This window comes from Rhizobium sp. NLR10b (assembly GCF_019685435.1).
Classification (GTDB): Bacteria; Pseudomonadota; Alphaproteobacteria; order Rhizobiales; family Rhizobiaceae; genus Rhizobium.
The window spans coordinates 143,620-159,024 of the sequence record NZ_JABDWV010000003.1; the positions used below are offsets into that span (position 1 = coordinate 143,620).

Genomic DNA, 15,405 nt, shown 5'->3' on the forward strand with positions numbered 1-15,405 from the left:
AAAAAACAGGTGCCAACCCTATCCGCGCGCCGCTATAGATGACAACTGCATTTGAGGAAGAGCGAAGCGTCGCCCACAGGACGTTGGAGGATTTATGCCCGATATCGACAAGAAGGACCGACCGGTGACCTCGGTGACCGATCAGGAGGCGCTTGATTTTCACGCCATGGGCCGCCCCGGCAAGCTGGAGATCAACCCGACCAAGCCGATGGCAACGCAACGCGATCTCTCGCTCGCCTATTCCCCGGGCGTCGCCGTCCCGGTCAAGGCGATCGCCGCCGATCCGCAGACCGCCTATGACTATACCGCACGCGGCAATATGGTCGCCGTCATATCGAACGGGACGGCGATCCTCGGCCTCGGCAACCTCGGCGCGCTTGCCTCCAAGCCGGTCATGGAAGGCAAGTCGGTGCTGTTCAAACGCTTCGCCGATGTCGATTCCATCGACCTCGAGATCGATACGGAAAATGTCGACGAGTTCATCAACTGCGTGCGCTTCCTCGGCCCCTCCTTCGGCGGCATCAATCTCGAGGATATCAAGGCGCCGGATTGCTTCGTCATCGAGAGCCGGCTGCGCGAGCTGATGGACATTCCCGTCTTCCACGACGACCAGCATGGCACCGCGATCATCGCCGCCGCCGGCCTGATCAACGCGCTCGAACTGACCGGCCGCGACCTGAAGACGACTAAGCTCGTCTGCAACGGCGCCGGCGCTGCGGCGATCGCCTGCGTCGAACTCATCAAGGCGATGGGTTTTGCACCCGAAAACGTCATCCTTTGCGATACCAAGGGCGTCATCTATCAGGGCCGCACCGAGGGCATGAACCAGTGGAAATCGGCGCATGCGGCAACGACTGACGCGCGCACGCTGAAAGAGGCGATGAACGGCGCCGACGTCATTTTCGGTCTGTCGCAGAAAGGCGCCTTCTCGGCCGAGATGATCCGCTCGATGGCCGATCGGCCGATCATCTTCGCCATGGCCAATCCCGATCCCGAGATCACCCCGGAGGAGGTCGCCCGCCTCCGCGACGACGCCATCATGGCGACGGGGCGTTCCGATTATCCGAACCAGGTCAACAACGTCCTCGGTTTTCCCTATATCTTCCGCGGCGCCCTCGATGTGCGCGCCTCCACCATCAACGACGCGATGAAGATCGCCGCAGTCAAGGCGCTGGCAAACCTTGCCCGTGAGGACGTGCCCGATGATGTCGTCGCCGCCTACCAGGGCAACCGCCCACGTTTCGGGCCGCAATACATCATTCCCGTTCCCTTCGATCCGCGCCTGATCTCGGCAATCCCGGTGGCGGTCGCTGAGGCCGCGATCGAAAGCGGCGTCGCCCGCAAGGTGATCACCGACATGGCCGGCTACGCCCGCGAGCTCTCGGCGCGCCGCGATCCGATCGCCTCGACGCTTGCCAGCCTCTACGAACGTGTCCGCCGCCGCCCGAAGCGGATCGTCTTTGCCGAGGCCGAAGAAGAACAGGTCCTGCGCGCCGCCATGTCCTACGCCAACCAGCAGCTCGGCACCGCCATCCTGCTCGGCCGCGAGGACCTGATCCGGGCGACGGCGGAGCGCGCCGGCATCGATCTCAACCGGCCGGGCCTTGAGATCGTCAACGCCCGTATCTCGACCCGCGTCGAGGCCTATATCGATTATCTCTATGCCCGGCTGCAGCGGCGCGGTTATCTCCATCGCGATGCTCAGCGCCTGATCCACAATGACCGCAACCACTTCGCCGCCACCATGGTGGCGCTCGGCGACGCCGACGGCATGGTGACGGGCATCACCCGCAACTATTCCACCGCGCTCGAGGATATACGCCGCTGCATCGACGAGAAGCCCGGCCACCGTGTCATCGGCGTGTCGCTGGCGCTCTGCCGCGGCCGCACCGTCTTCGTCGCCGATACGGCCGTGCATGATATGCCGACGTCCGAAGAGCTTGCCGATATCGCCGAAGAGGCCGCCGGTCTCGCACGGCGCATGGGTTATCAGCCGCGCGTCGCCTTGCTTGCCTATTCCACCTTCGGCCATCCCTCCGGCGAACGGTCCGAGCGGGTGCGCGAAGCGGTGAAGATCCTTGACCGGCGGCGCGTCGATTTCGAATATGACGGCGAGATGGCGGCCGATGTGGCGCTGAACCGCAAGGTGATGGAGCAATATCCGTTCTGCCGGCTCTCCGGCCCCGCCAATGTCCTCGTCATGCCGGCCTTCCACTCGGCCTCGATCTCGACGAAGATGCTGCAGGAACTCGGTGGCTCCACCGTGATCGGCCCGATCCTCGTCGGCCTCGACAAGCCGGTGCAGATCACCTCGATGGGCGCCAAGGACAGCGACATCGTCAACATGGCGGCGATTGCCGCCTATGGCGGATCATAAGGCCATCTGCTCGCACAGCGAGCTATTCAGTGACCGGGGAGTTCGGCGAATCAGCCCCTCATCCGCCTGCCGGCACCGTGCCGCGACCTCTCAGTTCCTCGCAGGTCTATCATAGGGTACGTCCACTCTCCCCGTCATTACGGGGAGAGGGTTACAGTGGAGGCAGCCATTGAGCCTACCAGACGGCAGTGCCACGAAGCGATCAGCTTGCGAAGCGGCCGGCGTCGGCGCCGTAGTAGTTCAGGTAACGGTCGGAAATGCTGGAGATCGGCAGCACGATCAGTACGTCGGTCGTGTTGAAGGCATGATCGATGACCGCGCTGGAGCCGACCATCGCGCCGAGACGCAGATAGCCCTTGATCAGCGGCGGCAGGGCCATCAGCGCCCGTTTCGGGTTGACGGCCTCGGCCGGCATCAGGTCCATGGTGCGGGCGAGATGCGGCAGTGCGCCGATGGCCCACTCGTCCTTCGCCAGCACATTGTGGTAGAGGAAGGACAGCGCCAGCGCGTGGCTTTCGAGATAGACGCCGGGAAACGAGGCGCAGCCGAACATCGCGCTCATGCCGTGCTTCAGCGCATAAGCCCAGTTGCCCTGCCAGAGAAGCTCGACCGTGCGTTTGGTGCGGTATTCCGGCAGCACACAGGAGCGTCCGAGTTCCATGAAACGCTTGTCCGGATGCTTGACGAGGAGGCTCTCGATTTCGAATTCGGAAGCCGAATAAAAACCGCCATTGGCGATGGCGACGTCCTGGCGCAGCAGCCGATAGGTGCCGACGATCTGGTCTTCCGGATCACCCTCGAGCGAGCGGTCGAGAACGAGAAGATGGTCGCAGAAAGCGTCATAGGCATCGAAATCGCGTTCGCGACGCATGGCTTCCGGCGGCAGCTGCGCCTTCATCTCGTCGACGAAGACGCGGTAGCGCACGGCCTGGGCCGCATCGATCTCACGTGCCGTGCGGGCAAGGCGGGTTTCGAGATTGCCGATCCGGCCGAGGATGTCGCCGTCTTTCTGCGCAGCCGCCGACGGCCGTGCAGCCTCCGCGGTAACGTCGTGATTCAGGATGTCGATGGAGGACATGGCGATTCTCCCGTTGCCGGCTTATCGACGCCATAAAACACTTCTGTACGACAGGAAAGTGACATATTGAATTTCCCGGCGCAAGCAGCGCGCGCAGTCAATCCAGTGACCTATCGCGCCTCTGCCCGGCGGGCGGAAAGAGCGGCGACCGCCTGAACTTCCGTCAGCAGCCGCACCGGGTCGACCGGCTTTACCATGACGCGGTTGGCGCCATTGAGCAAGACCTGGCGGCGCGACTCGTCGCTCTTGTCGGCGGTGAGCACGATCACCGGCACCGGGTCGAGATCGAGTCGCCTTTCGTGGCCGCGCAGGCGTCCCAGCATGTCGATGCCGTTGCCGCCGGGCATCGATAGATCGCTGATGATGATGTCGGGCCGAGCGTTCGCCTCGCCGAGGGCGCAATCGAGAAGCGTCTCGAAATCCTCGACATGGTGCACCTTGTGTCCGCCCTTTTCGAGCATGACGCGCACCAGCATAGCATTGATCGGATCGTCCTCTCCGAGCAGGATGCGCAGCCCGTGTGCGGCAACCACGGTCTCGGCCATCGGCAGGCCGAAACCCGGCTGGTTGTCGTTCAGCGCGTCGCGCTTCTCCATGCCGCGCATGCGCCCGCGCAGCACATCGATCAGCGACTGTTCGCGCAGCGGCCGGATGAGCCAGGCGTCGAACAGGTCGAGCGGATGGGCGCTGCGCTCTTCCGGATTGACGAGCAGGACTTTGCGCAGGCCGAGGGCAGCGATCTCGGCGCGATCGGCGAGATGCGCTGAAAATTCCGCCGACATACGATGATCGACGATGATATCGGTCGGCCGGCGGCCGCCGCTCGCCATTCCGAGCAGCCTCGCGCGCGCAGCCTCGCCGGTGTCGACCAGATGGCAGATCCCGCCGAGCGCGGTGATCGTTTCGGCAATGGCGGAGCGGGCGGCCCCCGCCGGCGCCAGCAGCACGACGCTGTTGCCGGCAAGCAGCGTGTTTCGCCGCTCGGATCGCTCGCTGTCGAGTTCGATGGGGAAGCGGATGGTGAACGTGCTGCCTTTGCCCTTTTCGCTGGTGACCGTCAGGGCGCCGTCGAATTCGCGCATGATGCGGGCTGAGATGGCAAGGCCGAGCCCAGTGCCGCCGCTCTTGTCGGCAACGTTTCCACCCTGTTCGAACTCGCCGAAGACGCGCGCCTGCTCCTCCGCCGTCATGCCCGGACCGGTGTCGGTGACGGTGATCAGGAGGTTGCTGGCATCGAGCGATACGCGGATGAAAACGCCCCCAGCCTGGGTGAATTTGACGGCATTGCCGATGACGTTGAACAGAACCTGGCGCAGCCGCGCCGCATCGAAGTTCATTTTCTCCGGAACGTCTGATGACACGGTAGCGCCGATCTCGATCCCCTTTTCATGCGCCCGGTGAGCGAGCATTTCGACGACGCTTTCCAGAAGCTTCCGCAGCGATTCCGAGCGCGGGTGAAGCTCGAATCGGCCGACCTCGATGGTGGAAAAATCGAGCAGATCCTCGACGAGCTGCGTCAAGGCGTGGCCTGACTGGCGGATGTTGGCCAGATAATTCTGCTGTTCCTGCGTCAGCCGCGTTTCCGCGAGCAGATGCGTCATGCCGAGAATGCCGGAAAGCGGCGTGCGCACTTCGTGGCTGACGGTTGCAAGCAGCCGCGATTTCGCGGCGCTGTTATACTCGGCTTTCTGGCGGGCCGACTCGCGGCTCTGCGCGATGAGCCGCTCCTCCGTGACATCACGGGCGACGCTCTGCAGCAGTAGGCGCCCGCTGCCCGGATCGCGGGTGACAACGTCGCGCCAGAGGAAAATGCGCTGGCCTTCCGGCGTCGATATCTCGACGTCGTAGCAGTGCGGGATCGGGCCGGGGCGGAAGGCAAGCCCGATCTCTTCGCAGGTCCGCCCTTCCGGACGCAGCCGGCCGGTCAGACGGCGAAACGTGTCGTTGGCCGAGATGATGCGCCGGTCCATGGCGCGGGTGAGGGTGATGTCGCCGAGCACGTCATGCACCTCGGCGAAGAGCTTCGCGCCATCATCGCCGTTCGGAGTGGATCGACCGGCCGGCTGCCGGCTTCTCTGCCGGCGAACCATCAGCACGGCATAACAGGCGATGACGGCAAGGCCGAGAGCAACAAGACCGCCCGAAAGGAGCAGCGGCTCGCCGGCATGAGCAAGCAGCGTCAGGATCATGGCGGCCAGAAAGCCGACGCCGCTCAGCCAGTAGAACAGCATGCGCCGCGTCGCTGCAGGCCCTGATAGGGAAGCGGCACCCGGGTGCGCTGTCGATACGCCGGGACGCGGAGAGGGTTCCTCCGTCCGCTCCTGAGGCGGCTTGACGGCGGTTCCGCCGAAGGCGGCGGACAATCTTTCCTGCAACTGTCCCAAACTCTGCATGGTATCTGGATAACATGAGGCTTGTTCCGAATGCCTTCAGGAATTCGATACAATTTTAGCGGCCGGCCTTTTTCGGCAGCAGCAGTTCCTCGAGAATGACGCAGCCGGCGCCGATGGTGATGAAACTGTCGGCGAGATTGAACACCGCAAACGACCAGCTTTCGGTGTAGAAGAGGATATAGTCGATCACATGCCCGTAGGCGAAACGGTCGACAAGGTTGCCGATCGCCCCGGCAATGATCAGCGCATAGCCGAGATGGGCGAGCCAGCGGTCTTTTGCCGTGCGGTACCACAGCCAGATGACGAAGGCGACGATGACGAGCCGCATGCCGACGATGAACCAGCCGTCCATGCCCTCCAGCATCGAAAAGGCGACGCCGAGATTATAGGTGCGATAGAGCGCCAGCATCGGAATGACGGGCACGGCTTCCTGCAGCGGCAGGTAATGATCGACGGCGACCTTCACGACCTGGTCGATCAAAACGGCGAAGAGGATGAAGAAGAGGATCGGCGCCGGGCGTGAAAACAGGGCGGGGCGTGCATGCGTCGGTTCGGTCATTTGCCCTCGGCAAGTGAGAGGAGATGGCGGCGCGCCTCGAAAAGCATGATGGCGGTGGCAACGGCGAGGTTGAGGGAGTCGGCGCGGCCCTGCTGCGGGATGCGGGCGAGCGCATCGGCTTCCCCAGCGAGCTGGTCTGGCAGCCCGGATTGTTCGTTGCCCATCAACAGCACGACGGGCTTCTTCCGATAGTCGATCGTGCGATAGTCGACGGCGCCGGCCAGATGGGTGGCGATGATGGAAACGCCGGCCGACTTCCGCCAGGTGAGAAATTCTTCCGGCGTCGCCCGTGCGACCGGAACGGCGAAGACCGAGCCCATGGTTGCCCGCACGGTCTCCAGCGAGAAGGGATCGGTGGTCTCGCCGATCAGAATGATGCCGGACGCACCGGCCGCATCGGCCGCCCGGATGATGGTGCCGAGGTTGCCCGGATCGCGCACCCGGTCGAGCGCCACCCACGTCTCACCCTCCTGCGGCCGGATGCCCTTGAGCGGCGCCCAGCGCTGCTCGAAGATGCCGACGACCATTTGCGGGTTGTCGCGCCGGGTGATCGCGGCAATGACTTTTTCGCTGACTTCGAGCACCAGCCCGCCGGAGGCGACGGTCCTTGCCGCCATCTGCTCGACCAGCGGCTTGCCTTTGGCCGCCTTGGCATAGACCAGCGTGCGGATCGTCCAGCCGAGCTCTATCGCATCGATGACGAGCTTCAGCCCTTCGGCGAGGAAAGTCCCGCTTTCCTCCCGCGACTTCTTGTTGGTCAGCGCCTTGATGTCCTTGATGATCGGATTGGCGAGCGAGGTGACTTCCTTCACCTGCCCGACCCTGCGCGGCCCCTGATCGTGGAAGTCCTTGCTCATTGCGGCACCCAGCGGGAAAAGAGGGAGGTGGAAAGCGCGCGGCCCGGCGTTTTGCCGTCGAGGCCTGCCTCGCGAATCACCAGCTCGCCGGATTCGACCGCGCCGCCGGCGCCGCGCATCGTTTCACGCATCAGCTCGTGGATCGAATAGAAGCTGGCGCGGATCGAATAAGCCGTCAGCACCAGGCCGACCGCCTTCGGCGACAGGATCTCGCGGCAGATATCGAGCATCAGGGGCAGATGCTCGAAGAGATGCCAGACTTCGCCATTGGGGCCGCGGCCGAATTTCGGCGGATCGGTGAGGATGATGTCGTACTGGCTGCCGCGGCGTTCCTCGCGCAGGATGAATTTCATCGCATCCTCGCAGATCCAGCGGATCGGCAGCTTCTCCATGCGGCCGAGCGCCTGGTTCTCGCGCGCCCAGCCGATCGCCTTCTTCGACGCGTCGACATGGGTGACCTCGGCGCCGGCGGCGGCGGCGACCAGCGAGGCGACGCCGGTATAACCGAAGAGGTTCAGCACCTTCAGCGGCCGGCCGGCCTTTTCGACCGCCTCCTTCATCCAGCTCCAGTGGACGATCTGCTCGGGAAAGACGCCGACGTGACGGAAGGAGGTGAAGCGGCCGAGGAAATCGACGCCAAGCAGGTTGAGCGGCCAGGCCTCGCCGAGCGCCTCCTCGGGGAAACGCCAGCGGCCGGTGCCTTCCTCGTCAGTGTCGCCGGTGAACACGGCATCGACCTTCTCCCAGATCTGCGGTGCTAGCGAAGGCCGCCACAGCGCCTGGGCTTCCGGGCGGATGATGCGGTAGGGGCCATATTGCTCCAGCTTTTGGCCGTCGCCGCTGTCGATCAGGTGGAAATCGCCGGCGCCGAGCGATTCGAGAATGACAGGCACGCGCTCCGCCGGCCGATCGCCGCTGCGCGCCATGAGCGGGCGCGAAACCGCGGCCGGCGCAGTCTCGCGAACCGTGTCGCGTGTGGCCGCAGGCCGTGCCGCGGACTTCGGTGCTCGGCCGGCCCGATCGTCTCTGCGGCTTTCACCGGCGGGACCCGATGTCTTTTTCTGGCCCGGCCGGCGTTCTCTTTGTTTCAACGTGCTCTTCCGCGTCTCTGTCGGGGTGGCGTGATAGCGCTGCGTCCTCGGCAGCACCTTGTATTATGCAGTAGCCCAGAAAACCGTACCGGATCAACTGCGCATGGGTGCGGGCGTCATTCCACGCGCGGGATCGCAAGCCAGCCAGATAACATTCCCCTCCGCCGTAGCAAAGCGCTTTACCGCTGGGATAAGATGGGCGAATCGCAGATGGGGCTATCGAATGGATTTCACAGGCGAAGAACGCATCGCCGCGCCGCGGGACATGGTCTGGGAAGCGCTCAACGATCCGGAGATCATGCGTGGCTGCATTCCCGGCTGCCAGGGCATTGAGCGACTGTCGCCAAGCGCTTTCGAGGCGACGATCAAGGTCAAGTTCAGCCTGTTCTCCGCCAGCTTCCATGGGGTGCTGACGCTTTCCAATATCGATGCGCCGGAAAGCTATACGCTATCGGCCGAAGGCAAGGGCGGCCTTGCCGGCTTCGCCAGGGGCAGCGCCGATGTCGTACTCAAGGCGAGGGGCGAGGAGACGATCCTGCACTACCGGGCCAAGGCCGAGCTCGGCGGCAAGCTTGCCCAGCTCGGCGCCCGTCTGCTCGACTCGACTTCGCAGAAGCTCGCTGAAGGCTTCTTCTCGGATTTCAATGCTGCGGTCGTTGCAAAAATGGCTGCGGATTGAGCGCCAAAGGCTTTCGCTGCGGCTTGGCGCGGACCTGCGCCTGAGCTATTCCGGCAGGATGACATGGACCATCAGGCCGCCGCGGGCGGAAGACCAGGAAATGCTCGCGGACATCTATCTTGCCGTGCGTCGCCAGACATTCGTCTGGGTCGATCCCGGCAAGTTTCACCGCGAGGATTTTTCGGCTCATACCAACGGTGAAACCATCCTCGTCTGCGAACATACCGATGGTAGCCTTGCCGGTTTCCTGTCGCTCTGGCCGGAGGATGATTTCATTCATATGCTTTATGTAAGGCCGGAATTCCAGGGGCTCGGCGCCGGCACGGCGCTGCTCAGGGCGCTGCCGGAATGGCCGCGACATAAGTACCGGCTGAAATGCCTGGTGAACAACCGGCGGGCGAAGGCCTTCTATCTTTCCCACGGTTTTGCCGTGACCGGCAATGGCGCGTCGCCGGAAGGCGATTATGAGGAGCTGAGTTTTTCTCCGATTTGACGCGGGCGGTAAAGCCGATCTTACCGCGACGGCAGCTGGCCGGCGATATCTTCTGCGCGGCTCCTGTGACGATCGGCCTCGCCCTGCCAGCGAATGGCTTCCTTGGCCTCGGTGCGGGCACGCTTGCGGTGTTTGCCCTGGCTGAACCAGGTGGCGGCCGAACCGATCAGCATGCCTGCTATCAGCGCGATGAACAGGAAGACGAAGAAGGGCGCGGAAACTGCAAGCACCTGGTCTTCGGGCCTGAAGGGATTGAAGGCGAGCGTGACGCTCTGCCGGTTGGCGACGCAGAAGACGATGAGGATGACGCCGAGCGGCAGCAAAATCAACAGGTTGACGATCTTCTTGGCCATTTGAGCTCTCCATGCGCCTGATATGCACCGGCCCGAAAATCGATTCCGACTTTCAGGCCGATGCGCTAGCAGAATAGGAAAACGGTGTTCAAGTTCAAGTGCGGTTTCGCCGCAGGCGGCTCGCGCCGCTCAATCCTCTTCGTCGGCCTGGCCGGGATTGAGCCGCTCGCGCAGTTCCTTGCCTGTTTTGAAGAAGGGAACCCACTTCTCTTCGACGAAGACGGTATCGCCGGTGCGCGGGTTGCGGCCGGATCGGGACGGGCGGTTCTTGACCGAAAACGCGCCGAAGCCGCGCAATTCGACGCGGTTGCCCGCAGCCAGTGCATCGGTGATCTCGTCGAGAACCGCGTTGACGATATTTTCGACGTCGCGATGATAGAGATGCGGGTTGCGTGCCGCAACAATCTGCACCAATTCGGACTTGATCACAGTCGCCCCCTTAAATTATTGATTTCTTATCAATCGCGGCCAACCTGCCAAACTGAAAGCAGCCCGTCAAGAAGCAACTTTGGGGGCAGGATTCCGTTGATATCCTGGCCTTTGACCAGATCATCATAACCCAGGATAGTAATGAGCCGCGAAACAGCTCCAGCGAGCAGAAAAGGCGTGTTGCTCTTCTTGTCCCAATCGACAATCGGCAGATCGGTGTCGATGCCGCGCGACTTGAGATAGGCGCGGATTTCCGCCTCGCCGCCGATCGTATCGACGAGCTTTGCCTTCAGCGCCTGCCGGCCGGTATAGATTGTGCCGTCGGCGAGTTTCAGCACCTCCTCGCGCGGCAGCTTGCGCCGGTCGGCGACCAGGTCGACGAACCAGTTGTAGCTGTCGACCACCATGTTGCGGATCATTGCCTTGGCCTCCTCGCTCGCCTCGTGGAAGGGCGAGGGCTCGGCCTTCAGCGGCGAGGACTTGATCTCCTGCAGCGATACGCCGATCTTGTCGAGTAGCGGCTGGATCTGCGGGTACTGGAAGATAACGCCGATCGAGCCGGTGATCGAGCTGTCGCCGGCAATGATCGTGTCGCCGGCGGTGGCGACCATATAGCCGGCGGAGGCGGCCAGCGTGCGCACGTCGGAGACGACGGGCTTCTTGGCTGATATGGCCCGGATCGCCTTGAAGATTTTTTCCCCGCCATAGGTCGTGCCGCCGGGCGAGGAGATCGAAATCACCGCGGCCTTCACCTGATCGCTGGTCTCGACCTTCTTTAGCCGCTCCAGCAGCTCGTCGTCATCGACGATCAGCCCCGATATCGTCACATGGGCGATATGCGGACTTGCCGTGCCGGCCTCGCCGACGGCGAAACGGTAGAAAGCGAAACCGAGCGCCACGACGAGGGCGACCGCGACGATGCGCCAGAAGCCGAGCTTGCGGCGCAGCCGCCGGCGATCCGCGATGATCGAACTGTCCATAGAAACCTCCAGCGCTGGCCCAGGGTCGGCATGGCGCCGATAGGCCCGGTGAAATTGGTGGAAGCGGCGCGTATGAATGCCACTTTTGTATGTTTTTCCGTTTTGTTGCTTGTTGCAGAAAAAATTCCGTATTGGCAAGCCAATGTAATAATGCGAAACGAACTGTGATTGCCGGCCGGCTTTGTTACGCAGGCGAGGCAATCACCGCACATGGAACGAGACCTATGCTCGATACCCTGAAGAACAACGGACATGCCGCTTATGCGGGCTCCGGCAGGAGCCCCTATGGCGATGCGTTGTTCCATTCCGCCCGCGTGCGGCGGCTGAAGATTTTGCTGCCGTTGGCTGCCCTTGTCGTCGCCGGCGCCCTCACGACGGTGGCCTTGGTGAGCCTGTACCTGCCTGAAAACGTCAAGTTTGAAGGCGCCAAGATCGAGAACGGCAAGGTCGTGATGGAAAAGCCGGCAATTGCCGGACGCAACTCCGACGGCGTCAATTATTCCATGCTTGCCGAAAGGGCGCTGCAGGATATCCGCAATCCCGATCTCATCACCCTCGAGACCATCAAGGCCGCTGTTCCGATGAATGACGGGCTGGTTGCCCGCGTCATCGCTTCGACTGCCGATTATAACCGCGCCACCGACAATCTGCATATGACGGCTCCCTTCACCCTGGTGCTGAGCAGCGGCCTCAACGCACAATTCCAGTCCGCCCGGCTCGACATCAAGGGCGGCAACATGCGCAGCGACGATCCCGTCACCATCACCAAGGACAATGCTTCCATTGTTGCGAAGACGCTGGAGATAACCGATAAGGGGCGCGTGATCACATTCGAGGGGAATGTTCGCATGAATGTCGATCCATCCACCATTCATAAACAGGGCACTTAACCAGCCGGGTCACCCATGACAAAAGATTGTCGCATTTCAGCTTGCAAGACGGGCATCGCATTCGTTGCCGGCGCATTTGCCCTTATTCTGACGGTCTCGGGCGCGGGGGCGCAGTCGACGACCATGTCGGGCATGAAGCTTTCCAACGACCAGCCGATCCAGATCGAAAGCGACAAGCTGGAGATTCGCGACCAGGAGCACACGGCGCTCTTCACCGGCAACGTCAAGGTCGTCCAGGGCACGACGACGATGCAATCCGGCAAGATGACTGTCTATTACAAGGACAAGGCGGCAAAGTCGGGCGCCGGCGCGCCGGCCCAGCCCGAGGCGAAACCCGAGCAGTCGGCCTCCCTGGCGTCGGGAAGTGCGGATATCGACAAAATCTTGGTGACGGACAAGGTCTACCTGGTCTCGGGCACGCAGACGGCGACTGCCGACGATGGCAATTTCGACATGGCCTCGCAGACATTCATCCTGACCGCGGATCAGGGAAACAAGGTCATCCTGTCGGACGGTCCGAACGTCTTCACCGGTTGCAAGCTGACCGTTCACATGCAAACCGGCCAGGCGGAGCTTGAAAGCTGCGGCGGTCGTGTCCAGATTCAGCTCGATCCGAAATCGCAGCCGAACGCGCAGAAGCAGAACTGAACCGGCCTCCCACGTGAAATTATCATCGCTATCCACCATGTTCGGCAGGCCTGAGCCGCAAGCTGCGGGTGCCGCCGACAAGAGCCGCTATCAGGGGACGCTGATCGCCCGTGGTCTGACCAAGACCTATGCGACGCGCCGTGTCGTCAACGGCGTCTCCCTGGTCGTGCGTCGCGGCGAAGCCGTCGGCCTGCTCGGCCCGAACGGCGCCGGCAAGACGACCTGCTTCTACATGATCACCGGCCTAGTACCGGTGGATGAAGGCACGATCGAGATCGATGGAAACGATGTCACGACCATGCCGATGTACCGCCGCTCGCGGCTCGGCGTCGGTTACCTGCCGCAGGAAGCCTCGATCTTTCGCGGACTGACGGTTGAAGAAAATATCCGCGCCGTCCTCGAAGTGCATGTGAAGGACAAGGCCGAGCGCGAGCAGAAGCTGAACGAGCTGCTGGAGGAATTTCATATCCAGAAGCTGCGCAAGAGTGCCGCCGTCGCCCTTTCCGGCGGCGAACGCCGCCGTCTCGAAATCGCGCGAGCGCTTGCAACCGACCCGACCTTCATGCTGCTCGACGAGCCCTTCGCCGGTGTCGACCCGATTTCGGTCGCCGATATCCAGAACCTCGTCCACCACCTGACGGCGCGCGGCATCGGCGTTCTCATTACCGACCACAATGTGCGTGAGACGCTTGGCCTCATCGACCGCGCCTATATCATCCATGCCGGCGAGGTGTTGACCCACGGCCGGGCGAACGACATCGTCAACAATCCGGAAGTGCGCCGACTCTATCTCGGCGACAAGTTCAGCCTCTGACCCCGCGCTGATTCACCTTCCCGCGTAGTTCCGCTTGACCAAATGAGATAAAAAAGCAATTTTTGGGCCAACTCGGATTTCCGTGGCCTGAAGCGTGGATCGGGCGCGGTTTCCTGGAGTCGAGGGAGTTTCGCGTCCGTCATGGCACTGTCCGCCAATCTATTTCTGCGCCAGAGCCAGTCCCTGGTCATGACGCCGCAACTGATGCAATCCATCCAGTTGCTGCAGATGACCCATTTTGAGCTCAACCAGTTCATCGCTCAGGAAGTGGAGAAGAACCCGCTGCTCGAATTTCCGTCGAATGACGGCGAGGCGGGCGACGAACGGGCGGCAGGCGAGGACGAGCAATTCGGTCATACGCCGGAGGATGCCGGCTCGGACGACAGCGCCGACAATCGCGCCGAGGCGCTGTCGAGCGACTGGTACGATAATGGCGGCAGCGAAAGCAGCAGCCGGCTGAACGACGAGCTCGACGCCAATTACACCAATGTTTTTCCCGATGACGGTGGTCCGCAGCGCCTCGATGCACCGGAACTCGTCGGTCAGTGGAAGTCCATGCCGGGCAGCGCCGACGGCGCCGATTACGATCTCGATGATTTTGTCGCCGGTCAGGTGTCGCTGCGCGATCATCTCGCCCAGCAGATCCCCTTCGTCCTGCCCGATATGGGCGATCGGCTGATCGCCCAGAATTTTATCGATCAGCTTGACGATGCCGGTTACATCCAGCTCGATCTCGTCGAGACCGGCGAGCGGCTCGGCACGGGTCTCACGCAGGTCGAACACGTGCTCGCCGCACTCCAGACACTCGATCCGCCGGGTGTTTTCGCCCGCAGCCTCGCCGAATGCCTGGCGATCCAGCTCCGGCAGAAGGACCGTTACGACCCTGCCATGCAGGCGCTGGTCGAAAACCTCGAACTCCTGGCGCGGCGTGACTTCGTCACGCTGAAGCGGCTCTGTGGCGTTGACGAGGAAGATCTTCTCGACATGCTCGGCGAGATCCGCCAGCTCAATCCGAAGCCCGGCAGCGGATTCGAGACGGGTGTTTCCGAAGCGATCATGCCGGATGTCGTTGTCAGGCCCTCCGCGGAGGGTGGCTGGCTGGTCGAGCTCAATCCGGATACGCTGCCGCGCGTGCTTGTTAATCAGTCCTATTTTTCCCGCGTGACCCGGAACGGTGAGGATCATGCCTTCCTTTCCGAGTGCCTGCAGAGCGCCAACTGGCTGACCCGCAGCCTCGACCAGCGGGCAAAGACCATCATGAAGGTGGCAAGCGAGATCGTCCGCCAGCAGGACGCCTTCCTGCTGCACGGTGTCGACCACTTGCGGCCGCTGAACCTGAAGACGGTGGCCGAGGCGATCAAGATGCATGAATCCACCGTCAGCCGCGTCACCTCGAACAAATATATGCTGACGCCGCGCGGCCTCTTCGAGCTCAAATATTTCTTCACCGTGTCGATCGGCGCCGTCGAGGGCGGCGACAGCCATTCGGCCGAGGCAGTGCGTCACAAGATCCGCGCGCTGATCATGCAGGAGAGTCCGGACGCGGTGCTCTCCGATGATGACATCGTCGACATGCTGAAGAAGGGCGGCGTCGATCTCGCCCGCCGCACGGTCGCGAAATACCGGGAAGCGATGAACATCGCTTCCTCGGTCCAGCGCCGCCGCGAGAAACGGGCGCTCGCCAAGGTCGCGGGCTTCTGACGCAGCAGAACGCTTCGATCTTGATCGAAGCATCCACTTCGCAATTGGCCTATTTCTCCCGTG

General features: G+C 62.6%; 15 protein-coding genes. 7 read left to right on the forward strand and 8 right to left on the reverse strand.

Annotated features, from left to right (window positions below; all coding sequences use genetic code 11):
* The first annotated feature begins 94 nt into the window (after positions 1–94).
* Complete coding sequence (locus HJB91_RS05620) at positions 95–2,377, forward strand: NADP-dependent malic enzyme (RefSeq protein ID WP_221153698.1); 2,283 nt, start codon at positions 95–97, stop codon at positions 2,375–2,377.
* A gap of 202 nt (positions 2,378–2,579) precedes the next feature.
* Here HJB91_RS05620 and HJB91_RS05625 read toward each other — a convergent pair whose 3' ends face one another.
* The 5 genes from HJB91_RS05625 to HJB91_RS05645 form a co-directional block, all read right to left on the reverse strand.
* A complete protein-coding gene (locus HJB91_RS05625; protein WP_210629436.1) occupies positions 2,580–3,455 on the reverse strand; it encodes a GNAT family N-acetyltransferase in 876 nt (291 codons plus the stop codon).
* A gap of 110 nt (positions 3,456–3,565) precedes the next feature.
* On the reverse strand, positions 3,566–5,848 hold the full coding sequence (locus HJB91_RS05630) for a hybrid sensor histidine kinase/response regulator (RefSeq protein ID WP_221153709.1): 2,283 nt from the start codon (positions 5,846–5,848) through the stop codon (positions 3,566–3,568).
* 55 nt (positions 5,849–5,903) lie between these two features.
* Positions 5,904–6,407, reverse strand: a complete 504-nt coding sequence (lspA, locus tag HJB91_RS05635; RefSeq protein WP_064800454.1) for a signal peptidase II — start codon at positions 6,405–6,407, stop codon at positions 5,904–5,906.
* Positions 6,404–7,264 (reverse strand): RNA methyltransferase, encoded by an 861-nt coding sequence (locus HJB91_RS05640; RefSeq protein WP_221153712.1) that lies wholly within the window; start codon positions 7,262–7,264, stop codon positions 6,404–6,406. Before HJB91_RS05640 ends, lspA begins: the two co-directional genes overlap by 4 nt.
* Positions 7,261–8,355, reverse strand: a complete 1,095-nt coding sequence (locus tag HJB91_RS05645) for a class I SAM-dependent methyltransferase (protein WP_210629433.1) — start codon at positions 8,353–8,355, stop codon at positions 7,261–7,263. The genes HJB91_RS05640 and HJB91_RS05645 overlap by 4 nt, the downstream gene beginning before the upstream one ends.
* 223 nt (positions 8,356–8,578) lie before the next feature.
* On the opposite strand from HJB91_RS05645, the gene HJB91_RS05650 reads away from it, so the two are divergent.
* Positions 8,579–9,034 carry a carbon monoxide dehydrogenase subunit G gene (locus HJB91_RS05650; protein ID WP_210629432.1) on the forward strand — a complete coding sequence of 152 codons (456 nt, stop codon included), beginning with the start codon at positions 8,579–8,581 and terminating at the stop codon, positions 9,032–9,034.
* A 58-nt stretch (positions 9,035–9,092) separates the two neighbouring features.
* Entirely contained in the window at positions 9,093–9,527 is a 435-nt protein-coding gene (locus tag HJB91_RS05655) for a GNAT family N-acetyltransferase (RefSeq protein WP_221102695.1), read from the forward strand.
* Between the two features lie 20 nt (positions 9,528–9,547).
* Here the strand turns inward: HJB91_RS05655 and HJB91_RS05660 are convergent, their stop codons facing one another.
* The 3 genes from HJB91_RS05660 to sppA all read right to left on the reverse strand — a co-directional run bounded on the left by HJB91_RS05660 (position 9,548) and on the right by sppA (position 11,289).
* Positions 9,548–9,880 (reverse strand): LapA family protein, encoded by a 333-nt coding sequence (locus HJB91_RS05660; protein ID WP_210629430.1) that lies wholly within the window; start codon positions 9,878–9,880, stop codon positions 9,548–9,550.
* A 129-nt stretch (positions 9,881–10,009) separates the two neighbouring features.
* Positions 10,010–10,309 (reverse strand): integration host factor subunit beta, encoded by a 300-nt coding sequence (locus tag HJB91_RS05665; protein ID WP_003544934.1) that lies wholly within the window; start codon positions 10,307–10,309, stop codon positions 10,010–10,012.
* A 29-nt stretch (positions 10,310–10,338) separates the two neighbouring features.
* Entirely contained in the window at positions 10,339–11,289 is a 951-nt protein-coding gene (gene sppA, locus HJB91_RS05670) for a signal peptide peptidase SppA (RefSeq protein WP_221153722.1), read from the reverse strand.
* A 224-nt stretch (positions 11,290–11,513) separates the two neighbouring features.
* Here sppA and lptC point away from each other — a divergent pair, with 224 nt between their 5' ends.
* From lptC to rpoN, 4 genes are all read left to right on the forward strand, one after another.
* Positions 11,514–12,179, forward strand: coding sequence for an LPS export ABC transporter periplasmic protein LptC (gene lptC / locus HJB91_RS05675; protein ID WP_210629428.1), 666 nt, complete (start codon positions 11,514–11,516; stop codon positions 12,177–12,179).
* A gap of 15 nt (positions 12,180–12,194) precedes the next feature.
* Positions 12,195–12,827, forward strand: a complete 633-nt coding sequence (locus tag HJB91_RS05680) for an LptA/OstA family protein (protein ID WP_210629427.1) — start codon at positions 12,195–12,197, stop codon at positions 12,825–12,827.
* Positions 12,828–12,864: 37 nt separating this feature from the next.
* The gene (gene lptB / locus HJB91_RS05685; protein ID WP_210629426.1) at positions 12,865–13,641 is read left to right on the forward strand and encodes an LPS export ABC transporter ATP-binding protein; all 777 of its coding nucleotides are present in this window, start codon (positions 12,865–12,867) and stop codon (positions 13,639–13,641) included.
* 141 nt (positions 13,642–13,782) lie between these two features.
* Entirely contained in the window at positions 13,783–15,342 is a 1,560-nt protein-coding gene (gene rpoN, locus HJB91_RS05690; RefSeq protein ID WP_221153731.1) for an RNA polymerase factor sigma-54, read from the forward strand.
* The last annotated feature ends 63 nt before the right edge of the window (positions 15,343–15,405 follow it).